The organism is Hydrogenimonas thermophila, assembly GCF_900115615.1.
GTDB classification, from domain to species: Bacteria; Campylobacterota; Campylobacteria; order Campylobacterales; family Hydrogenimonadaceae; genus Hydrogenimonas; species Hydrogenimonas thermophila.
The window spans coordinates 77486-100445 of record NZ_FOXB01000005.1 but is presented as its reverse complement, the minus strand read 5'-3'; the positions used below and the strand labels follow the sequence as shown (position 1 = coordinate 100445).

The following is a 22960-nucleotide window of genomic DNA, read 5'->3' as shown; positions in this document are numbered from 1 at the left end:
TCCTTTTATTACACAACTCTAATTCTTAATGTGGGAGCGCACAATTTTAGCTACTTCTGTATAGAAAGTATTGGCATCGAATTTAACTAAATATCCTTCACCACCTGCATCTTTACCTCTTTGTTCACTAAAGTGATCACTTATAGATGAGTTAAAGACAATAGGAATTTCATTAAACCTAGGATCATCTTTTACTCTTGCAGCAAAGTGGAAGCCATCCATTAAAGGCATTTCTACATCTGATACAATAATTTTCAACTCATTTTTTACTTGATCGCCATATATATTATATAATTCTTCAAGCTTTTCAAGCCCCTCTTTACCATCTTTTGCTTCAATAACGGTAAAGCCCATTTTTGCCATTGCATCTTTTACTATTTTTCTAGCAGTTGCACTGTCATCTAAAATTAATGCCATACCACTAAAACTTTCAACTTTTATGTCTGCATCAATTTCAGGCTGATAGAAACCTAACTCTTCTACAACACTTTCAAGATCAAGAATTAAAAGTACTTCATTATTTTCAATTCTAGTCACACCAGTTATCTTGCTCTTATCTAAAACTCCATGCCCAGATACAAAAGAAGCTGGTTCAATATCGTTCCAGTTTATTCGTCTAATACGCTTTGCTTCATGCACAACAAAACCAATAAGAACATTATTAAATTCTGCAATAATTACTCTAGGCTGAATATTTAAATTTTCTGGTACCTTAATGCCCATCCATTTTGCCAGATCAACCACTGGTATTACAACACCACGAAGATCAAATATTCCTTCTATAAAATCTGGTACACCAGGAAGTTCAGTTAGTTTAGGGTATTTAATGATTTCACGCACTTTTGATACGTTAATACCATAAATACCCTCATACACCTCACCATTCTCTTCTTTGAGAATACGAAAATCCACCAACTCCAATTCGTTGGTTCCAACCTTTAATACATCTCTTTTTGACGTCATGGCGAACCTTTTTTTTCTATAAAATTGATGCCGCTTTCACTTAATTTTACAACAATATAACTTTGACAACAAGCAAAAGCAGGTAAATTACAATATTTTTTTTCATTAAAATTGTATTGTACATTTTGATGAAAATGCCCCTCTACCCAATAGTCAAATTCAAACTTTTGTTCCAATATATCTAAACGTTGTGAAACTATATTTTCAAAACTATCTATTGAATAACAAGGCTTTTTTTGGCGATTATATCTTTCAAGCCAATCTATTATTTTTCCATCTCTTAAAGAATCAATAGTGTTTAAAACTCGATCTATCCATCTATTTCTAATTAATGCAGTATATATCTCATAACCAATCCCTTGCATCATATCTCCATGATGAAGTGCTACAACTTTACTGTTTGCACTCATAAAAAGAGGCTGTTTTGTTCTTGGAACTATCTTTATAGAGTCACCAAATATTGTTTTTAAACCAAAATCATGATTTCCTTCAAGGTAGATAACCTCAACCTTTTTAGCAATGCTTTTTAAAAGATCGACCATTTTTAAATTTGGTTCAATGGAATTTGGAGCATTTCCAAACAGAAGATCAAAAATATCACCCATCAGTATGAGCTGTGGAGGTAAATCTTCATCTTTACAACTTAAAAAGTCATATAATGCAGTGTTGTAGTGGGCATAGTGAGCATCAGCAATAAGCCAAGCTCCATCTTTTAAAGTCAGGAGCTGGAAGTTAGAAGTTAAGAGTTTTTTATGGGACATAAGCAAGTTGAGGAATTCCTAGTGTTTCATCAAAACCGCAGATGATATTTGCATTTACAACAGCCTGGGAACTTGCACCCCTTAAAAGATTATCAATAGCTGAACTGATAAATAGACTATTGCCATTCATTGTTGCGTAGATATCGCAAAAGTTGGTACCAGCAACAGATTTTATGTCTACAGGATTATTTCTGACTCGCACAAACGGCTCATCTTTATATAAACTTTCAAGTACTTCAATAGGATCCAGTTCATTTTCAAGCTGCATGTATATACTACAAAGCATTCCTCTTGTTACTGGAATTAGATGAGGCACAAAGTTTACCTCTACCTGCGTTACAAAAAGCTCATCAATCTTCTCAGCAATCTCAGGTGCATGACGATGCTTTATAGGATTATAGGCAAAGATATTTTCATTAATTGTCACATAGTGGGTTGTTGATGAAAGTTTCTTCCCTGCTCCACTTACTCCACTTTTAGCATCTATGAAAATAGGAGTATCTTTTTTTATATATGGTATAAAAGGTAAAAGACCAAGCAAAGAAGCTGTAGGATAACAACCAGGATTGGCTATAATCCGACTCTCTTTGATTTTATTGCGATAAAACTCTGGAAGACCATAAGCTGCTTCGCATAAGTGTTTTGTATCTGTATGTTTGCAGTAGTGTGCTTCATATCTATCAAGTTTCAAACGATAGTCTGCCGATAAGTCTACTACTTTTACACCTAGTTCAAGCAATTGTGATGCAAAACCCATAGATGTTTTATGAGGCAAAGCCAAAAAGGCTATCTGAGCAACTTTTGCTACTTCACTAGCATCTGCCTTCTCTACTTGCATTGTTACAACGCCTTCAAGTGAAGGATGCAACTGCTGTATAGTTGTTTCACCTTCACTGGTTGCTACATAAACCAATTCAAATTCAGGGTGCTGAGTGAGAATTTTAACTAACTCTAATCCAGTATATCCACTGGCACCAATAATAGCAACAGGAATCACAGCTTAATCTCCAAAACAGATCTCTTTGTAACATACCTCATCTATCTCATAATCCTTTTCACCGCCAGGCAAGTTTACACGCACTTCGTCACCGGGTTCTTTTCCAATCAACTGTTTTGCAAGCGGCGAATGATAAGAGATAAGCCCTTTATCTGGATTTGCTTCACTTGCTCCAACAATTGTATATGTTATTTCATCATCTGTATCTATATCTATAAGAGTAACTGTTGATCCAAAACTAACACGCTTATGCTCAAATGTTGAAGGATCAACAACCTGTGCACGTCCTAAAATATCTTCAAGCTCTGCAATGCGAGCCTCCATTAACCCCTGCTTTTCTTTAGCAGCATGATATTCAGCATTCTCTTTCAAATCACCAAGCTCTCTTGCCTTTTGAATCTCTTTTGCTACTGCAGGGCGTGCTTCGCTTTTTAAATATTCCAACTCTTCACTAAGTTTTTTATACCCAAACTCTGTCATAGGTTCTTTTTGCATAAACTCTTCTCCAATCTTTTTTCTTTATATTATATCTTTATTTGGCTTTATTAAAAAAATCACGATAAAATCATACTAGCTACACGTTGAGCACTGCCAGTTTTAAGAATACTCCTAAGTTCTTCACTCTTTTTATCAAAATGGTCTCTATCCATAGTTTCATAAAACTTAAGCAGATTGTCACTGTTTACATCCTCTTGAAAAAGTTCTGGATGTACAGGCGATTTTTTTTCAAAATCCATAATAATATTTGCAAGCCCCACATGTGGAAGTTTGACAAAAAATCGTCCTATTTTATAATCCAGAGGACGAGCTTTGTAAACCAGAACAAATGGAGTTCCTATAAGAGCAGTCTCCAATGTTGCCGTTCCACTGCAAACAAAAGCAAAATGACTTTGTGCAACTGCTTTATGGGTATCTTGCACTACTTCAAAAGAGCTGATGTCACCATACCACTCTTCAATTCTATTTTTATCTATAAACTCAGGTATAACCAGCAATTTTCGTCTATTACCAAGCTGTTTAGCAGTCTCTTGAAAAACAGGCATCAACCTTGTAATTTCACTCTTTCTGCTACCAGGCAAGAAAGCTATAGTATCTTTATCACTACTTACTACTCTTTTTATATCAATCTCATCAAGCAGTGGATTACCTACATACTCTGCATTTTTAAAAAAATCTCTTTCAAATGGAAAAATTGAAGCAAGTCTGTCACAGTAGTGATCTACCAATGCTGCACGATGCTTTTTCCATGCCCACACCTTTGGCAAAATATAATATATAATCTCTTTATCCGGATACCTCTTTTTAATAGCTTTTGCAAGAGGAATATTAAAAGCTGGAGCATCTATAAGCAGAACTTTATCGCAATTTTTGCTCAAGCTCACCATCTCTGCAATCGCCTCTTTGCCTTTAAAGTATTTGGCTAGAACATCAACAACACCCATAACGGAAAACTCATCCATCCCATAAAGAGGCTCTCCTAGGCTACGATCAAATATACCTGATATATTTACATTCTCAAGCTCTTTAAGCAAAAACTTCAAATGCAAGTTTGCAGAAGGCTCCAATGCACTGACCAACAGATTCATTCTATCTTCATCCTTTCATACTCCATTGTACTTATATCAAATCGACCCAATATATCTTCTCCTCTTTCAACTACATATAGCCAACAATCTACCTTGCAAATACCAGTAGGATGATTCAACCCATCTATCAGTGTTACTACACGCCCATTTAGTGGATCATAAACTTTTACTTTTCCATTATATGTATCGCATATAAAGATTCGTTGATTGCCACAACCTCCAATACCGGCACAAAGACCCTCTGGATGCTGAAGACGCACTAATTCTGCAATTCCATCACAATCACCAAATGTAAAAAGATCCCATCCAATCAATGTTTTAACACGCCCATATTCAATAGAGCGTAATGCACTTCCTTCTGCATCTATGACATAAAGCGTATCATTCAACCAATCCAAATCTGTCGGTTGAGCAAAAAGAGCTTCTGTTACAGCATCTCCGTCACGAATACCTTCAGAGCCAATTCCGGCTAAAAGAGTAAGATTGTTTCCATCATAATCAACCTGCCATATCTGATGAGACCCAGCCACTGCAATCTGTAATCTTTGTTCATCACCTGTCAATCCCCAAGGTGAACGTAAATTATCTGCTATAACTCTTCTATTTCCATTTTGAAGATCAACTTTTACAACTGTTCCGGCTAATCTGTCTGCTACATAAATATAATCATCTTTAACATAAATCCCCTGTGGCTCTTTAAAACCTTCAATTGTTTTAATAATTTCACCGGTGTGTGTACAAATATGCACGCACCCTCTGCCTATATCACTCAAAAAAATATTCTCTTTTGTAGCAAACAGTTTTGAAAAATCACTAGATACTCTTTTGCTATTCATATTTAAGATACTCCACTCACCAGATAAAGTGTAATCATTACGGTACTTTTCAAAAGCTTCAAGTAGTTTTGGTACTCTTCCTTCTCCACTACTTCTGGCTACTTCATAGCCATCTGGAGAAACCAATACAAGAGTAGGCCAAGCCCTAACACCATAACTGTCCCATAATCTGCCATCAGCATCATTAATCACAGGATGATCGATGTTGTACCTAGCAATTAACTCCTTGATCCACTCATCCTCTTTCTCTTTATCAAACTTTCCTGTATGAATGCCAATAACAACCAAACCTTTTGGAAACTCTACACGCTTCAACTCTTCAAGAACGTGCAGACAGTTAATGCATCCGCCTGTAAAAAAGTGAAGCAGTACAAAACATTTATCTGTAAAAGTATTAATCTTTTTTCCTGATACAATACACTCTAATTCTGTAATAGATGGCGCATGTACCAGTAATTTTCTCTTCTTGCTATTCATTATGGGCCAATTATAATATAATTTGCAAAAAATTCTGGAGTAAATCTTGAAACGTATACTTATTACTAATGATGATGGCTTTGAATCGCTAGGGTTAAAAGCTTTGGTTGAAGCACTGCGCCCATTAGGTCATATTACTGTTGTTGCACCAACAGTGGAAAAATCAGCGTGCGGTCACAGTCTAACCCTTACACGTCCGCTTCGATTTGTGCAGATAGATGATGATTTTTTCAAACTGGATGATGGAACACCTACAGATTGTGTTTACCTAAGTAAATATGCTCTTTTTAGTGAAGAGTGTCAACCAGATCTTGTTGTCAGCGGAATTAACAAAGGTGCAAATATGGGTGAAGATATCACCTACAGCGGTACAGCGAGTGCCGCAATGGAAGCAGTCTTGCAAGGTATTCCAGGAATTGCCATAAGCCAGGTTTGCAGAAGCCGTTGTCAAAACATTGATGAGCTTGGTTTTGAACTGGCAAAAAAAGCAGCTTACAACATCTGTAAAAAGATTTTAGAAGATGGTTTCCCATTGGGTGACAGGCGTTTTTTAAATATAAATGTACCTCCTGTTCAACCAAAAGAGTGCAAAGGCTTTCGAGTTACCAAGGCAGGCTACAGACTATATGGGAATGATGCACAACTACACCGCAATCCACGAGGTGAAGAGTACTACTGGTTAGGACTTCACCCACTTCAATGGATTCCAGATGAAAATAGAATGTGCGACTTTGAAGCTATCAAAGAGAACTATGTTTCAATTACACCGGTAAAACTTGATATGACAAGTTATGAAGATATTGATAGATTAAAAGAGTGGAAGATTGAAGATGAAATATGAACGATGTCGAATGTTAATGGGAGATGACTTTGAAAAACTCCGTAAAGCAAAAATACTCCTGCTTGGCGTAGGAGGAGTTGGAAGTTTCTGTTTAGACTGTTTAGTTAGAAGCGGTGTTGAAGATATTACAATAGTTGATTTTGACAAATATGACATTACTAACCAAAACAGGCAAATTGGCAGTGATAAAGTTGGAGCTGTAAAAGTACATCGACTAGCAGAACTCTACCCAACTGTTACTCCAATAGAGGCTAAAATTGATGATAAATGGATAGAAAATTTTGATTTTAGCTCTTTTGATTTGGTACTTGATGCAATAGATGACATCCGTGCAAAAATTACACTAGCTCACAAAGTATCGCCAAAACTCATAAGTGCCACAGGAGGAGCCAGAAAACTGGACCCGACAAAAATAGAGATAGCCTCCATCTGGAAAACACATGGTGATCCATTTGCAAGAAAGATACGCTATGAGCTTAAAAAAAGTGGATTTAAAGGTGACTTTCCAGCACTCTTTAGCCCAGAAGAGCCAAAGTGTCAAACAAAAGGGAGCTTTGTTGGAGTAACAGGAAGTTTTGGTCTTGCTATGTGTTCAGCTGCTATTCAAAAAATAATAAATAAAGATTAATTTACCTCTAGCTTTACTATTTTTTGCTAAAATCCACATAAATCATTTAAAATGGATTGTTATGAGTTATCTTGAAGCTGACACTAAAGCAAAACTAATTACACCAAAACTAAATGAGAGTGGATGGAGTGAAAACTCATTGGCGGTAAAAGAGGTAAAAAATATTTTGTAGATTACCTTATAACTTACAGAAATACAAACTTAGCCATAGTGGAAGCAAAAGCTGAATCTAAAAAGACCCATAAGATCACCAATGGAGTTTGTAGAAAATATCAAGTAAAATAGTAAAGAGATAGATGATATAATCAAAGAGATAGAAAATATCTTAAGCAAAAAGGAGAGTAGCTAATGGATAAAACAGACATACTCAACTTTTTAAAAGAGAATAAAGAGCAATTAGAGTCAAAATATCATATTAAGAAAATAGCTCTTTTCGGAAGCTATGCAAAAAATACACAAAATCAAAACAGTGATATAGATATTTTAGTAGATATGCCACCAAGTTTTGATGCTTACTACGAACTAAAAGAGTTTTTAGAAAAAAGTTTTCAAAAAAAAGTTGATTTAGGTCTATTTCACAATGTTAGAGAACATCTTAAATCAACAATCTATAAAGAAGTAGAATATGTATAAAAGAGATATTAGTTTATATATTGTAGATATTTTTATAGCTATAGATAAAATAGGCAGATATACTAAAAACTTTGATAATGCTCAAGATTTATTATATAGTGAATTAGAATGGGATGGTACTTTAAGAGAATTAGAGATCATAGGCGAAGCTACAAACTATCTTTTAAAAGAAGGGTATTTAAGCAGTGATTACAGAAGAATTGTTGATTTTAGAAATCAAATAATTCATGGCTATTTTGGTATAGATGAAAATATTGTATTTGATGTAATTAAAAATAAACTACCTAAATATTACCAAGATTTAATAATCATTGCAAAGAATACAAATCTATTAAAAGCTATAAAATCTGCAAAAATAGAGAATGAAAAAAATCAAAATGTACTAAAGTTCTTAAATGACTTAGAAAAAGAGATAGAAGAATAATATTTACAATAGAAGTAAAAGATAGTATAGTAAATAAAATCCTCTCTATTTTAGAAGGCTTTAACAAAGATGTAAAGATTATAGAAAAAGAGGATAACTTTATAACTATTATTGAAAAATCTCAAAAAAATTTAGATGAAGGAAACCTTATATCATTCAATAATGTAGATAGATATATAAAAGAACTTGCCGATGAAATTTAGTAAAACTTTTCATCATTCAAAAATTGAAAAGTAATTCTATTAATTATATTCTATTTTTATATGTTTCTTTTATGTGATCGTATATATTTACTATAAGATCTTTTTTGGCATATAGCTGATTTATAACCAGACTCATGCTCTCAGGTTCATTCTCATAATTGTGAGATAGTTCGTTTCTATCATCTCTTAACTTCTTCCAATCATTTGCACTTTTTATTAGTTCTAGTTTTTCCATTAAGTTTAATATATCAATAAATGGTTTACCTTCAATATCTTCTTCAAGAAAAATCAATATATTCTTAAACAATTTTGCACCCATGGCATCTTGAAGTTTTGCAAACCTAAATAAAAACTGGTCAATATGTTCTACTTCGTCGTCACTTAAGTTTATATATCTCTCTTTTGTTAACGGCATAAAGCTTGACATCTTTTTGTATGCACTATTTAATCTTAAAATATGCATATCACACTCATAAAATATCTTTTCAAGTTTCTCTTTAACGACTATATCTCGCACAATAAAATACCTTTTTTTAAAGCTTCTTGCACGATTGAACTCTGTTTATCTTTAGATATTACTATATCAATCTTTTGCTCTCCAATTTTATCATATATATCCAATTTAAAATCTTGTTTCATTTTCATAACTTCTTTTAAATCAACATTATCACCTAAATCTATATATAAATCGATATCACCACCCTTTTTATTTTCATCTACGCGACTGCCAAAAAGATATACTTTACCTTTTTGAAAATTTTTGATAAAGCTTTCCCTTATTGCATCAAGCTCATACTGTTCTAATCTCATAGGCTAACTCCAATTGTAAGAAGAAGGAAAACGAAAAAGCAGAAAACTAAAGTGGTGCGTCGGGCGAGACTTGAACTCGCACGGGCGATGCCCACTGCCCCCTCAAGACAGCGTGTCTACCGATTCCACCACCGACGCGTAAAGCTATGTAGTAGTTGTTTAGAGGTCGGAATTTTAGCAAAAAAAAAGGCCCGAGTCAAGAGACTCAGGCCAATTTTAAAAAATATGCAAATTATCCTAGGAATGGGTTTGCATAAAGAGCGATCAAAGCAATAACAAGTGTATAGATAACCTGAGCTTCGATCATCGCAAGTGCGATAAACATTGTAGTCATAAGCTTTCCGCCAAGACCTGGGTTGCGAGCTGTACCAGCAATTGTAGCTGCTGCAGTGTTACCCATACCAATAGCACCACCAAGTGCTGCAAGACCAAGACCAACACCAGCTGCAACAACGCTGTATGCTTGGATCATAGACTCACCTTCACCTGCAAATGCAAACCCTGCAAATGCCATCATCAAAAGAAAAAACTTTTTCATAAAAAGCTCCTGTTAAAATATTGCAAAGTCCGTTCGGCTTGCGTATCCCTACTTATCACTTTGCAGGCGCATTTTAACCAAAGTTTTGTAAAACTATGTTTAATCCAAAGGCTTGGCAAGTGCCAACTCTATTTTATGACCCTTTTGTGATTTTACTACAACTTCAACTTCCTGACCTTCACTCAACAAATCACTTGGATGGTCAATGCGTCCTCTTGAAATTTTAGAGATGTGCAACAGACCGTCAATATCTCCAGGCAACTCAATAAACGCCCCAAAATCAACCAGTTTTTTCACTTTTCCAACAATAGGTTTATCAAGTTCAAATTGTGGAATCTCTTTTTTTGCTCCACCGTTTTGAACTATACCTTTAATATGATCGCAAGCAGCTTTCACTTTAGCTTTGCTAGGGCCTGAAACTTTAACCTCACCCTCTTTTTTGTCAAGGTCTATGCTTACTTCAAACATTTCGATAATTTCACGAATTGTTTTTCCAGCCTGACCAATAATATCTACTATTTTATGAGGCTCTACATGGAAAATTTCTGTACTTGGCAAAATAGACTCATTAACCTCAATCTCAGCAGCTGCTTTTTCCATAATTTCAAGAATATGCAATCTTGCCTCACGAGCCTGTTCAAGAGCTTCTCTTAAAAGAGTTAAACTGATACCACCTAGTTTAATATCCATTTGAAGGGCTGTAATACCATCTTTGCTACCGGCAACTTTAAAGTCCATATCGCCATCATGATCTTCCAATCCCATGATATCTGTTAAAATGGCATATTTGTCATCCTCTGTAACAAGCCCCATAGCAACTCCGGCTATCAGTTTTTGAACCGGTACATCAGCAGCTTTAAGAGCTAATGAACCACCACAAACAGTTGCCATAGAAGATGAACCATTAGACTCCAAAATTTCTGAGACTAAACGTACAATTGCATCCAACTCTGTTTTATCAAGGCTTGGCTCAATTGCACGTTTTGCAAGGTTTCCGTGTCCTAATTCACGACGACCTGGAGGTCCTATGCGAGAAGCTTCCCCAACGCTAAATCCCGGAAAGTTATAGTGAACCATAAACTCTTCATAACTAGCACTTTTACCAGTAATTCTTTCAAACATCTGTGCATCTTGGCGGTTCCCTAAAGTACACGTAACCAAAGCCTGTGTCTCACCTCTGGTAAAGAGGCATGATCCGTGAACGCTAGGCAAGATATTTGTCTCTATGCTTATAGGTCTTACATCTTTTAGCCCTCTTCCATCAGCACGACGACCCTCTTCAAGAATCATCGATCTAACTCTTGCACGTTTAACCGCATCAACAGCACACTTTACCTCTTCTTCACTCCACTCCTCTTTTACAGCAACATCATCACTCATTACTTTTGCAACTATTGCTTTGAGTTCACCACCACGCTCGCTTTTTGCCATTCCATCTAAAGCGTGATTAATGTCATCCATGTAAAATTCCTGAATGTATGCTACAATCGAAGGATTGGCTACTTCATCAAACAGTTCTACATCTGCTTTTGGTTTTACTGCTTCAGCAAATGCTTTCTCGTACTCACCAGCTGCTAGGCTGATTGCATTTTGAGCTAGAGAAATTGCTTCAACAAGCTCCTCTTCATTCAGTTCATTAACTCTTGGAATCTGAATAACCTGCTCTGCCATCATAGGATCAATCATTGGATCAACAGTTACAGATGGCTCAAGCTCAACTTCTACTGTACCAATTGAGCGCATTTCAATCATTAAAAGATCTTCTTTTGTTCCTGAAACAAAAAGGTCCAATGATCCATCTTCAAGCTCATCTAGAGTAGGATTTAAGATAAACTTTCCATCTTTTCTTCCTATTCGAACACCAGCTACACACTTCTTAACAGGAATATCAGAAAGGTAAAGAGCTGCTGATGCTGCATCAAGTGCCAATGACTGTAAATCTGCACCATCATCAACACTTAAAAGCATTACTGTTATCTGTACCGGATAAAAAAAGCCTTTTGGGAAAAGTGGTCTTAAAGACCTGTCAATAAGACGTGATGTTAAAGTCTCAAAATCGCTTGGTTTTGTCTCACGTTTTACAAAACCTCCAGGAATTTTACCTGCTGCATAACTTTTCTCTATATATTGAACAGTTAGAGGCAAAAAATGCTCTTCTACAGGTTTTTCATCCATAACTGCCGTTGCCAACAAAACTGTATTGCCACTTTTTAGCAAAACTGCTCCATTAGCTTGACGGGCAACTTTACCTGTTTCAACTGTTATGGAACGATTATTCATCTCAAATTCAAATCTACATGTCATGGTGTCTCTTTCTATCATATTTTATATTTTTAATAAGATTATTCTACAAAATAATTTTACATCTAAAAAGATTAAAATCTAAAACGTTTTGTATGAAAATCTTGGGGAAACTGTTTATCTACTTCCTCTTCACTAAATGAAAAGCGAAAATTTTCAACATATTTTTTTAATAATTCATATGCAGCATTAATTTGAGCCATCTCTTCATCATCACCACCAGTGTCAGGATGTTTTTTAGATGCCAAATATCGATATCTTGATTTTATGTCATACCAACTTACATGGGTAGGCAAACCTAAAATTTCTAACGCCTTTTGAATAGCTTCATAATTTTTACTCAAATACACTACCTATATTAGTTTGACGAAAATGCTCCAGCACTGCTTCCTAGAAGATACTTTATTCTATCATCTTCAAAACTTACACCCATACCAAACATAATATTGAAAGCATCTTGATTTAACATATTATCTGCTCCGATATATGCATCAATATGTTTTAAGAACCTATACCTAGCTAATGCTCTTAAATGTAAATCTTTTCCACGTAAATCATTTACAGCTCTAAAATCAAATGCTTCCATAGTCAATTTCAAGCGATCATGATAAAGGTAGTAGTCAATACCAAATCCTGCCGTACTCTCTATCAAGCCTCCTCTAAGCATAAAATCACGATAACGTTTTCCTACTTGGGCAGAAACAAAAAACTTTGATTTCGCATGGTCTACATTAGCTAAATAATTTCCATTTATATCTTTCTCTGAATAATCAGGCAATGACACGACATCTATCATATAGTGACGGCTATATGAAGGCATATAGTCAGCTCTAAAAACTCCTCTACTTTGTCCATCATTTGCCATATAAAAATAGTCCATTCCCAAATCAAGCCGACTTTGTGTTACAGAGTTTAGATAATTGTCAAGTTTATCTATGGTACCTTGCCCCTTTTTGAAAAAGCCATCTACAGATTTAAGAGCACTGTTTAATGGCTGTTTATTCTCTTTTATTACTGTATCGAGTTGATCTTCAAGTAATTCAAATTTATCTGCCAAAGTTGGAAGTTTTGTATCAAGGGTTTTACCTACACTATCAAATGAGACAAGAATATTTTCAAGCTTTGTCATAATATTTGGCAAGTCAGCATTTATCGTATCAGCACTGGTGGAAAATTTTGATGACATATTGCCAAACTGTTTTGCCGCATCATTAATATTTTTAACTAAATCATCTATATTCTCTTTATTACGCTCTACAACCTCTTTTAAATCTTTTGTTAATTTTTCCAAATTTGAGAAAGTCTCTTTAAGTTGTTGACGACTCTGATCATTCAGTGTCATACGAAGTTCATGTATAAAGTGCTTAAGCTCTTCGGCTGCTAAAGCAACCTCTGTACCCATCTCTTCAAGAGAAACACTTCTTTTCTGATGTTTTAAAATTCCATCAGCTTCTAAAAAAGTTTGTGAACTACCTGGAAGTATATTTACATACTTTCCACCCAACAATGACTCTTGTGCTAAAATAATAGTTGAGTCTTCAGGAATCTTAACACCTTCATTAATTTTCATTCGAACTAAAACACTATTACCATAAAGTTTTATTAAATTGATATATCCAACTTCTACACCTTTCATTTTTACTTTTGCATGATTTTCTAATCCACTAGCATCTGTAAGAACAGCTTCAATTTCATACCCTTTCTTAGTAAAGCCTTGAAATTTATTGACTTGTGTACTGAGCAGGAAAAGAAATACTAATCCTATTGCTATAAAAAGCCCTACTTTAGCTTCTGTTTTCATAGTTTAATCCTTTTAAAACCTCTGCTCATAGACTTGTGAAATCCCACCTAAAGGGAAAAGGTTTATCTGAAAATAAACAGCAAAGTTATTTATTGATTCAGCTCCTATAGATGTTAATATTGGTCTTTTCTCATTTTTTATGCCGAGTAAAAAATCCCAACATCCACGAAAAAGCTGAATTCCAGCTTCCCATTTGAGAAGTGTGCTGTCTATGTTATTATATGCAAAAGATGCATAAACATCACTTCCCTCATTATATTTTACTCGTGTTGAAAAAGTAAAAAAATCTGATACAATTTCTTCTTCTGTTTTTTTATAAAAATGTGTTAACATTATATCGTAAACACTATCTCTATACTTTATATGTGAAGACTCTGATGTTATGTTGTGTTTATAGTATGAATAAAAAATATTAGAGTACAATTCATAATTATTCCAAAACTTTAAACGTATCTCATTTTCAATATCACCATAATCATGTTCACTATTTTCAAAATATAAAGGTTGAGATACTCTGTAAAACAACCACTCTTTACCTGAAAAATCATAAAAATAGTTTACAGCACTAAGTATCATATTCTCTTTTGGAGAGCGTAAAACAGATATATTTTGATCAATATACCCACTTTCAGTAGTGTAACTTGGTCTATTATAGGTAGCTCTAAGTTGTAAAGTATGAAAAAAGTTTGCATATGGACGTGCCAAATCAGAGTAAAGATCTATTTTATGATAATTTCTAAAAAACTTATAATAACTCTCTTTACCGCTTAAGTCTATATTTTGATATCCTATATAAGCATAATACATATTTTCAGAAATAGAATACTTTATATAATCACCAAACAATGAGCCATAAAATGTCAAAGGAAGATTTATCTCTTGTAACTGTGTATGCTGACCACTACCGGTAAAAAAGTTACTAATTTTATAATCTGCTGAATATTGTAAATTATTCCAATCTAATACTATATTTTGATATTTATGCAATTGGACTATAGGAAATGTCTGTATAGTTTCTTTATTGTTTTGCAAAGAAGTATCAATAAAGTATTTTCCGTAAATACCCGCATAATATTGTGGTGTATCAAAATAGTAGTTAATTCTAGATTGAATTTGAGAGCTGTAAAGAAGTTCAACTAACGACTCTTTTTGCAAATTCAAATAGTCAGGATCTTTCAGATATGTAATATCCAAATATATACCATCTCTGCTACTTTTTTGATTGTCTGAAAAGAGTTTTGCAGAGTTATATAAAAGTTGATACCCATAATGAGAACTATTTTTTATATTATATTGATTTACATATGAACTCTTATTTCTAAAATATCCAGTTGTAAAAGAGCCATGAGAGTTTGGAGAATCAACAAACCTTAATGTTGAAAATATTCCTTTACCACGTAAACTTCTTATTTGAGGATCAAATTCAAGATCCCACTCTGGACTAGTAGCTATATAGATTGGTTGTCTATATATAAACCCATCACGAGAAGATATTCCCAATGAAGGATACAATAATCCACTTCTTCGTTTTGTATTTGTAGAAAAACCTATATAAGGAAAGTACAAAACAGGTACATCTCCCATATATATTAAAGGATTCCAGACATTCAACCACTCTTTCTCTTCATCATACTCCAGGGTAGAAAAGTGCATTGTCCAGTCAGGGCATTCAACATCACAACTTGATACCAGTGCATTGCGCAAAGTTATTATGTGAGCCTTTTTTTCTGCATTACTCCCTTTTGCCCATAATGCTGTTTCCGTCTGGGTAAGAAAAATAGAAGTAAATGAAGCATCGTTCTCTTTAAGATCAAACTTGGCATAATCACTTAGTGAACCATATTTTATACCTTTTATTATCTCAACATTACCAAATAGTTCAAGAAGTGATCTGTTTTGATCATAAATTGCTCTATCTGAGAGTAAAATTGTATTATTATATAGTACAACTACATCACCAGATGCATTAACAAGGTTATTCAAATACAAAATTTTAGATGCAAAAATCTCAACTTTTGGCTGAAATTCACTCTTACCAAAAGCTAAACAATAAAAAAATATCAACAAAAAGATAAAAATTCGCATTTAATCTTTACTTACAACCAGTGTAGAAGCTGTTTTATCATGAAGTGTCTGTCGTTTGGGATCAATAAATGCCCAAACAAAGCCTAAATAAAATATCATACCACTTACAATTCGAAATATAGCACGATTCAAAGCTACACTAAACCTTGGTTTTGAATATCCATTAGACTCAACAACCTCTATTCCCATTGCAATTTTGCCTAATGATGCTCCATATTGCCAAACAAAGAAAGTATGGTATATAATTTGTGTCATTACCATAAAAAGCCAAACACTATTTATGATTGCTGCAACCTCTTCTACACTTGTAGAAGATTTAACAGGTCCCCAAAGTATTATAATAAATAAAATGCTAATCAATAAATCATCAATAGCATAAGCCAGAATTCTCTTGCCAAAAGGTGCTAACTCCGGCTCTGCTTTTCTATCTCTTTCATTTAAATAATCAGACACTAATCACCCTTAAGAGCCTGATATGCAATATCACTTCGACACTGCTTACCTGCAAAATGTACTTGTCCACAAAGCATATAGGCATTATCTCTTGCTTCTTTAATAGAGTCACCTAAACCAACGCAAACAAGTACACGACCACCGGTTGCCATAAGTTTTTCATCTATTAAAGATACACCGGCATATGCAATCAAGGCTTTCTCTTTCAACTCTTTGTGTACAATCTCATCTACAATTATCTCTGCTGGTTCACTGCTTTTATATGGATAATCTCTACTTGCCATTACAACACCAACAGCATATTTGTCGATAAACTCAACTTTTAGTTCATCTAGTTTTCCTGATGCTGCTTTATCAAAAAGTTCACCTGCAGGAGTTTTAAGAAGAGGCATCAAAACTTCACATTCAGGATCACCAAAACGTACATTAAACTCAAGTGTATATGGTTCACCGTTTACAATCATCAAACCAGCAAAAAGTACCCCTTCAAAAGGCATACCCTCTTCTGCCATTCCATCGATCGTAGGCCTGATTATTCGATCTTCTATTTTTTTATACAACTCTTCATCTATCAATGGTGTTGGAGCATATGCACCCATTCCACCGGTATTTGGTCCTTCATCATTATCTAAAAGTCGTTTATGATCCTGTGCTGCCGGCAGTAAAACAAAATCTTTACCATCACATATAGCAAAAAGTGAAAGCTCATAACCATCAAGAAACTCTTCAACAACTATCTTTGTTCCAGCTTCCCCAAATGCTTTACCGCTCAACATTTCAGAAGCAGCTTTTTTTGCATCATCATGAGTAGGAGCAATGATTACTCCCTTACCTGCACATAAACCATCAGCTTTTACAACTATTGGTGCTGGAAGTGAATCAATAAATTTAAAAGCCTCTTCAATGCTATCTGTTTCAATATATCTTGCTGTAGGAATATTATGTCGTGCAAGGAAGTTTTTCATAAAAATTTTGCTTCCTTCCAACTGTGCAGCTTTTTTGCTTGGACCAAATATCTTAAGTCCACGCTCTTTAAAAATATCAACAATTCCTGCAACCAAAGGAGCCTCTGGTCCAACAACAGTTAAGTCAATTCCCTCTTTTTCAATATAATCAGCCAATTCATTATGATCACTAATGTTTATATTTTCACCCAATTGCCAAGTTGCACCGTTACCTGGTGCGAAATAGACCTTTTCAACATTTTCATCTCTCTTTAAAGCCTGTCCAATTGCATATTCGCGTCCACCGCTTCCTACTACCAATACTTTCATTACTGTGAAACCTTTTAGAATGGGAGATATAAGAAAAATTCAATGAAGACTGAAAAATGAGTGGAAAATTACATTTTTCACTTTTCATTGAAATAGCAATAACCAAGCGGGCGTTCACGCGTGAGTGTGGTCCATCATAGACCAACGGTGCAGGAGGGAGATGCACTTTAGGCGGCAGCTTCTCGCCGGATAACCGGCTCAAGCGAAGTTGCCGACACACCGCACATCTACACAGTCCCACAATATCAAAGTGTTGGACCCCCAGTATGCGGGTAGCGCACCGCTCAGTTATTTTAAAATTATACTCTAAAATACCTAATCATAGATTAAATTTTCGGAAAATTTAATCGATTCATCAATAGAAGTAGTCGGAGCTATCTCTGTTTTTATATGATCAGGAAATACAGCAGCAGTTTTTTTACCTAAGCTTACTGCTTTCCAACTATCATCCCAAGAGAAATTTTCAAAAAAACACTTAACTACAGAAGGAGAAGTAAAAATTAAAACAGCTCCACTGCAAGGCTTTGAAGTGTTATCATATTTAACACAACTAGTTTCATAAATAATTTTTTCTTCTACTTTAATGCCAGAGTTTTTTAAGTCTGCTGCTATTTTAGATACAACAACTTTTGGGCGTGGATATAGCCATCTAAACCCCTTAAAACTTAATGCAAGCTCATGAGCTAAAACATCACCATATGCACTAGAAGCTATAAAAATTACCTTTCCTCCGTGATTTTTAACCTCTTTTGCAGTTGATTCACCTATTGCAGCTACAGGTAGAGTTTTCCATTTGCCGCAACTAATCTCATCAAGTGCTAAAACACCCTGTTTTGAAGTAATAATTAAACCATCAAACTTATTAAAATCTATATCTTGAGGAATTGTTTTGAACTTTATCATAGGAAGATGCCGCACACCACTTTTTGGTGTGGGCGAAAGAAGATATATAGGTGGTATGTTTTCTATTCCCATTCGATTGTCGCAGGTGGTTTAGAGCTTATATCATAAACAACACGGTTAATACCGTCAACTTCATTGATGATACGTCGGCTGATTCTCTCAAGCAGATCATGTGGAAGATGTGCAAATGTAGCAGTCATTCCATCAACTGCTTCAACAACACGTACACATATTGTATTGTCATATGTACGGTTATCACCCATTACTCCAACACTTTTTACATTTAAAAGTACGGCAAATGCTTGCCAAGTTTTATTGTAATATCCACTTGCTTTAAGTTCTTCAAGTAAAATAGCGTCAGCTTCACGCAACAGGTCAAGATCATATATATTTACGTCACCCATAATACGTATAGCTAGTCCTGGTCCAGGGAAAGGATGACGGTAAACAAGTGACTCAGGTAGTCCTAACTCAAGACCAAGCTTTCTTACTTCATCTTTAAAAAGCTCTCGTAAAGGTTCAATTAATTCAAAATCCATCCAGTCAGGCAAACCACCTACATTATGATGTGACTTAATCGTCTCACTAGGACCCTTAACTGAAACAGACTCGATCACATCTGGATAAAGAGTTCCTTGAGCCAGGAATTTGATGCCATCATGCTTTTTAGCCTCTTGTTCAAACACCTCTATGAAAGTATGACCAATAATCTTTCTTTTTCTCTCTGGATCAGTTACACCGGCAAGTTTAACAAGGAAATGCTCACTTGCATCTACTGTAATCAAAGGCACTTTCAAGTGTACTTTAAAGACACTCTCTACCTGCTCACGTTCACCCTTACGAAGCAATCCATTATCTACAAATACAGGGATTAACTGATCACCAATCGCTTCATATAAAAGTGCCGCAACAACAGAAGAGTCAACACCACCACTAAGAGCGCAAAGCACTTTACCGTCACCAACTTGCTCACGAATTTTTTTAATCTGCTCTTTAAGGAAGTGCCCCATATCCCACTTCTCATCAACGCCACAAATCTTTCTGGCGAAATTGCGAAGCATTATGTGACCCTCTTGTGAATGATGCACTTCCGGATGAAACTGCATTGCATAAATTTTTCTCGACTCATCGGCAATAGCTGCATAAGGAGAGTTATCGCTATGCGCAATAGGTTTAAAACCTTCCGGCAACTTTTCAACACGGTCAGAATGGCTCATCCAAACAACAGTACCATCACTGCATCCATCAAAGAGTACAGAAGTTGCTTCATCATTAAAATGAAGCTCTGCTTTTCCATATTCATGATGTGTAGATCGTACAACAGCACCACCAAAATCGACTGCAATTCGCTGCATACCATAACAGATACCCAGAATTGGCAAACCTAAATCATAAATTGCACGATCAACTTCAAAAGCTCCTTCATCATATACCGATGCAGGTCCACCACTAAGAATAATTCCTTTAGGGTTTTTTGCCTTAATATCTTCAACTTTGGTAAAGTAAGGAACTATCTCACAATAGACCTTTTCCTCTCGTAATCTGCGAGCTATTAACTGAGTATATTGAGAACCAAAATCAAGAACAATAATACTTACATCTTTCAACCACAAATCCTTTTTAATAGAGTCCCATTATTTCAAATTGAATATACCATAACACCATGGCTAAAATATAGCCAGCCAATACTGTCCATGCAAGTTTAATATGAGCACCAAAAGTATATATACCGCGTAAGCGACCCATTACACCTACACCAGCTGCTGAACCAAAACTAATAAGACTACCGCCAATTCCTGCTGTTAGAGTTACCAAAAGCCACTGGTCTATACCCATTTCAGGGCTAGCTTTCAAAATTGCACTCATAACAGGAACGTTATCTACAATAGCTGAAATAAATCCAACACCAATATTTGCTGCAGTTGCTCCTACTATGCCGTATAGATCATGAATATAATCCAAATATCCTAAAAAGTGTAATGCACCGACTGCAGAGAGAATACCGAAGAAGAAGAGAAGAGTATCATTCTCTATCTTTTTCATATTTACAAAAATATCATACCCATCTTTACCTTTTTTAGTTAATCTAAAAGAGTGTAATTTTAAAAGTGAAAGACCAAACATCATACCCCACATAGCAGGGAAGTGGAATAGCTGATGACCTATTACAGCAATGGCAATTGTTGAGGCACCTAGCCAAATAACTGTTTTTCCACCATCTTTCATAGTTGGTGCTTCCTCTGTTGCTGCATCAAAATGAGGTTCACCATCTGGTACATAGCGAGACAGAAGCCATCCTGTAAACAACCAACTGGCAATTGAAGGCACAAACAAGAATAGAAAATCTACAAACTCACCTTTTCCTGCTGTCCAAGCCATAAGAGTTGTAATATCGCCAAATGGACTCCACGCACCACCAGCATTTGCGGCAACAACAATGTTTATGGCACCAGCTACCAAAAAGTCTCTGTTTGTTTTATCAATTGTATAAAGAACTGTTGAAAGAATCAAAGCTGTTGTTAGGTTATCTGCCACTGGAGATATGAAAAATGCCAGCAGACCTGTTAGCCAAAAGAGTTTTTTGTAACTGTAGCCTTTTGAGACAAGTTTATACTTCATTACATCAAAGACACGTCTTTCTATTAGTGTCTCAATAAATGTCATTGCAACGAATAGGAAAAAGAATATTTCAGCAATTTCCAAAATAAGCTTTTGCATCTCTTCATGCATAGGCTCAGGGTCCATTCCATTAGTTGCGAAATAGACACCTATAAGCATAAACATAAATGTACCAGCAAAAAGTGCAGGTTTAGCCTTATTAATCTCATATTTCTCTTCTGTTGCAATAAAATAGTATGCAACAATGAATATAAACAGATCGATAATGCCTACCCAAGTAGTAGTCAAATGAAACGTAGCTTCATGCATATGGTTCCTTTTAATTTAATGTAGATTTACTCATTGATGATATAGTGTGCCCCAACCGACTCTTTTCTAGCCAAGGCACTCTCAATAATCATACGTGCTGTTTTTAGACGAAGTGCCAGCAGTCTGCCAATTGTTAGATGCTGTACATCATCTACAAAATCCAAAGCGCGCTCCAAGCCTGAACGTGTTCTAACAATGCCAACCTCTTGCCACATCGTACGCCTTAAACGCTGTTTTAAAATTGTATCATCTTTTTCAACTAAATTGCCCTTAAATTCTGCAAATGGAGGCTTATGATTCCACTTATAATCTTTCTCAACTATTTTTAAAGCAGCACGGCGAGCAAAAACAAGCCCTTCAAGTAAAGAGTTACTTGCCAATCTATTAGCACCATGCACACCTGTAGAGGCAGCTTCACCAATAACATAAAGGTTTTCCAACCCTCCTACTGCACCATCCAAATCACTTACTATACCGCCTATTGCATAATGAAAAGCTGGTGAAATAGGAACTAAATCTTTAGGAAGATCAAACCCTACTGCTTTCATTGCCTTTTTAATATTTGGAAAACGGTGAGCGAAAAACTCTTCATCAAACATATCCATCTTAAGATATATTTCACTGCCTGTTCTTTTTTTATAATCAAATATTGCACGGCTGACAATATCTCTTGGAGCCAATTCTCCACGTTCATCATAATCTAACAAAAATCTTTTGCCAGATTCATCTACAATTTGCGCTCCCTCTCCTCGTAAGGCTTCAGTTAAGAGCTGTTTACGCGCCCAAGGATTGTCAACAAAAACAGTAGGATGGAACTGCATCATCTCCATCATATCAAGCTTAATACCACGCTCTAAACAGATTCCATGAATATCAGAGCTTATTGTTCTTGAGTTTGTATGGTAAGCGTAAAGACTTCCTACTCCTCCGCTTGCTATGATAATGTTATCTGCATAAAGTTCGTTTATCTGATTATTAATAAGTGCTCTTAAACCATAACAAGTATCACCTGAACGAAGCAGATCAAATACACGAACATTGTAAATTAGAGGATGCGGATTGGCTCGCATTAAGAATTCATGCAAATACCGCCCAGTTGCATCTCCTCCTGCATGTAGAATTCTAGGGCGAGAGTGAGCCGCTTCTTTTGTATAAAGAAGTTTACCTGAGTCATCTGTATCAAATGAGAAACCTCTAGATATAAGGTCAGGAATAACTTGAAGACTCTCATTTACCATAATCTCTACTGCTTCACGCTTACATTGACCTGCCCCTGCGCGAAGAGTATCTTCTATATGTGACTCTATGTCTGATTCATCAACTGCTGCAGCAACACCTCCTTGAGCATAGAAAGTATTACACTCCCAAGGAATATCTTTACATAAAATTAGTACATTTTTCTCTTTTGGTATATGCAATGATGCATATAAACCAGCAATACCAGCACCAATTATAATAACATCATACTTCATTAATTTCCTTATCTTAATACTTTTTTATTAGCTTTATGATTAGGGT

The 22960-nt window shown here is 35.4% G+C and carries 23 protein-coding genes, 1 tRNA gene and 1 pseudogene; 5 read left to right on the top strand and 20 right to left on the bottom strand.

The genetic code is table 11. The features are described from left to right. Positions 1–18: 18 nt before the first annotated feature. The 6 genes from BM227_RS03120 to BM227_RS03095 are packed head-to-tail and all read right to left on the bottom strand — an operon-like array spanning position 19 to position 5620. Positions 19–963 carry a chemotaxis protein gene (locus tag BM227_RS03120; RefSeq protein WP_092911088.1) on the bottom strand — a complete coding sequence of 315 codons (945 nt, stop codon included), beginning with the start codon at positions 961–963 and terminating at the stop codon, positions 19–21. Further along, positions 960–1724 carry a UDP-2,3-diacylglucosamine diphosphatase gene (locus tag BM227_RS03115; RefSeq protein WP_092911087.1) on the bottom strand — a complete coding sequence of 255 codons (765 nt, stop codon included), beginning with the start codon at positions 1722–1724 and terminating at the stop codon, positions 960–962. Before BM227_RS03115 ends, BM227_RS03120 begins: the two co-directional genes overlap by 4 nt. Next, entirely contained in the window at positions 1714–2721 is a 1008-nt protein-coding gene (gene argC / locus BM227_RS03110) for an N-acetyl-gamma-glutamyl-phosphate reductase (RefSeq protein WP_177201965.1), read from the bottom strand. Before argC ends, BM227_RS03115 begins: the two co-directional genes overlap by 11 nt. A 3-nt stretch (positions 2722–2724) precedes the next feature. After that, positions 2725–3216 (bottom strand): transcription elongation factor GreA, encoded by a 492-nt coding sequence (gene greA / locus BM227_RS03105; protein WP_092911085.1) that lies wholly within the window; start codon positions 3214–3216, stop codon positions 2725–2727. 59 nt (positions 3217–3275) lie between these two features. Further along, the gene (gene lpxB / locus BM227_RS03100; RefSeq protein ID WP_092911083.1) at positions 3276–4307 is read right to left on the bottom strand and encodes a lipid-A-disaccharide synthase; all 1032 of its coding nucleotides are present in this window, start codon (positions 4305–4307) and stop codon (positions 3276–3278) included. Further along, positions 4304–5620 carry a thioredoxin-like domain-containing protein gene (locus BM227_RS03095; RefSeq protein WP_092911081.1) on the bottom strand — a complete coding sequence of 439 codons (1317 nt, stop codon included), beginning with the start codon at positions 5618–5620 and terminating at the stop codon, positions 4304–4306. Before BM227_RS03095 ends, lpxB begins: the two co-directional genes overlap by 4 nt. Positions 5621–5666: 46 nt before the next feature. Here BM227_RS03095 and surE point away from each other — a divergent pair, with 46 nt between their 5' ends. The 5 genes and pseudogenes from surE (at position 5667) to BM227_RS03075 (ending at position 8146) form a co-directional block, all read left to right on the top strand. Then, a complete protein-coding gene (gene surE, locus BM227_RS03090) occupies positions 5667–6461 on the top strand; it encodes a 5'/3'-nucleotidase SurE (protein WP_092911080.1) in 795 nt (264 codons plus the stop codon). After that, positions 6451–7089 carry a tRNA threonylcarbamoyladenosine dehydratase gene (locus tag BM227_RS03085; RefSeq protein ID WP_092911078.1) on the top strand — a complete coding sequence of 213 codons (639 nt, stop codon included), beginning with the start codon at positions 6451–6453 and terminating at the stop codon, positions 7087–7089. The genes surE and BM227_RS03085 overlap by 11 nt, the downstream gene beginning before the upstream one ends. Positions 7090–7150: 61 nt before the next feature. Further along, a pseudogene (locus tag BM227_RS13300) lies at positions 7151–7323 on the top strand (DEAD/DEAH box helicase family protein); the annotation flags it as partial. Positions 7324–7437: 114 nt separating this feature from the next. After that, positions 7438–7722, top strand: coding sequence for a nucleotidyltransferase family protein (locus BM227_RS03080; protein ID WP_092911077.1), 285 nt, complete (start codon positions 7438–7440; stop codon positions 7720–7722). Next, positions 7715–8146 carry a HepT-like ribonuclease domain-containing protein gene (locus BM227_RS03075; RefSeq protein WP_092911075.1) on the top strand — a complete coding sequence of 144 codons (432 nt, stop codon included), beginning with the start codon at positions 7715–7717 and terminating at the stop codon, positions 8144–8146. The genes BM227_RS03080 and BM227_RS03075 overlap by 8 nt, the downstream gene beginning before the upstream one ends. 246 nt (positions 8147–8392) lie before the next feature. Here BM227_RS03075 and BM227_RS03070 read toward each other — a convergent pair whose 3' ends face one another. The 14 genes from BM227_RS03070 to BM227_RS03005 all read right to left on the bottom strand — a co-directional run bounded on the left by BM227_RS03070 (position 8393) and on the right by BM227_RS03005 (position 22914). Then, positions 8393–8866 (bottom strand): hypothetical protein, encoded by a 474-nt coding sequence (locus BM227_RS03070; protein WP_218147904.1) that lies wholly within the window; start codon positions 8864–8866, stop codon positions 8393–8395. Beyond that, positions 8854–9159, bottom strand: a complete 306-nt coding sequence (locus tag BM227_RS03065) for a nucleotidyltransferase family protein (RefSeq protein WP_092911073.1) — start codon at positions 9157–9159, stop codon at positions 8854–8856. Before BM227_RS03065 ends, BM227_RS03070 begins: the two co-directional genes overlap by 13 nt. Positions 9160–9211: 52 nt before the next feature. Further along, positions 9212–9297, bottom strand: a tRNA-Leu gene (locus tag BM227_RS03060). A gap of 94 nt (positions 9298–9391) precedes the next feature. Continuing rightward, complete coding sequence (locus tag BM227_RS03055) at positions 9392–9697, bottom strand: F0F1 ATP synthase subunit C (protein ID WP_092911072.1); 306 nt, start codon at positions 9695–9697, stop codon at positions 9392–9394. A gap of 99 nt (positions 9698–9796) precedes the next feature. Then, positions 9797–12001, bottom strand: a complete 2205-nt coding sequence (locus BM227_RS03050; RefSeq protein ID WP_092911070.1) for a polyribonucleotide nucleotidyltransferase — start codon at positions 11999–12001, stop codon at positions 9797–9799. 71 nt (positions 12002–12072) lie between these two features. Continuing rightward, entirely contained in the window at positions 12073–12342 is a 270-nt protein-coding gene (locus BM227_RS03045; RefSeq protein WP_092911068.1) for a J domain-containing protein, read from the bottom strand. A 14-nt stretch (positions 12343–12356) separates the two neighbouring features. Further along, entirely contained in the window at positions 12357–13799 is a 1443-nt protein-coding gene (locus BM227_RS03040) for an MlaD family protein (protein ID WP_092911066.1), read from the bottom strand. A 12-nt stretch (positions 13800–13811) separates the two neighbouring features. Continuing rightward, positions 13812–15884, bottom strand: a complete 2073-nt coding sequence (locus BM227_RS03035; RefSeq protein WP_092911064.1) for an LPS-assembly protein LptD — start codon at positions 15882–15884, stop codon at positions 13812–13814. Beyond that, positions 15885–16337, bottom strand: a complete 453-nt coding sequence (locus BM227_RS03030; RefSeq protein WP_092911062.1) for an RDD family protein — start codon at positions 16335–16337, stop codon at positions 15885–15887. Further along, a complete protein-coding gene (purD, locus tag BM227_RS03025) occupies positions 16337–17611 on the bottom strand; it encodes a phosphoribosylamine--glycine ligase (protein WP_092911060.1) in 1275 nt (424 codons plus the stop codon). The genes BM227_RS03030 and purD overlap by 1 nt, the downstream gene beginning before the upstream one ends. A gap of 315 nt (positions 17612–17926) precedes the next feature. Next, positions 17927–18586 (bottom strand): uroporphyrinogen-III synthase, encoded by a 660-nt coding sequence (locus BM227_RS03020; RefSeq protein WP_092911059.1) that lies wholly within the window; start codon positions 18584–18586, stop codon positions 17927–17929. After that, complete coding sequence (gene guaA, locus BM227_RS03015; RefSeq protein WP_092911057.1) at positions 18577–20121, bottom strand: glutamine-hydrolyzing GMP synthase; 1545 nt, start codon at positions 20119–20121, stop codon at positions 18577–18579. Before guaA ends, BM227_RS03020 begins: the two co-directional genes overlap by 10 nt. Before the next feature lie 13 nt (positions 20122–20134). Beyond that, the gene (gene nhaD, locus BM227_RS03010; protein ID WP_092911055.1) at positions 20135–21442 is read right to left on the bottom strand and encodes a sodium:proton antiporter NhaD; all 1308 of its coding nucleotides are present in this window, start codon (positions 21440–21442) and stop codon (positions 20135–20137) included. 26 nt (positions 21443–21468) lie between these two features. Further along, positions 21469–22914 (bottom strand): L-aspartate oxidase, encoded by a 1446-nt coding sequence (locus BM227_RS03005; RefSeq protein WP_092911053.1) that lies wholly within the window; start codon positions 22912–22914, stop codon positions 21469–21471. Positions 22915–22960: the final 46 nt, after the last annotated feature.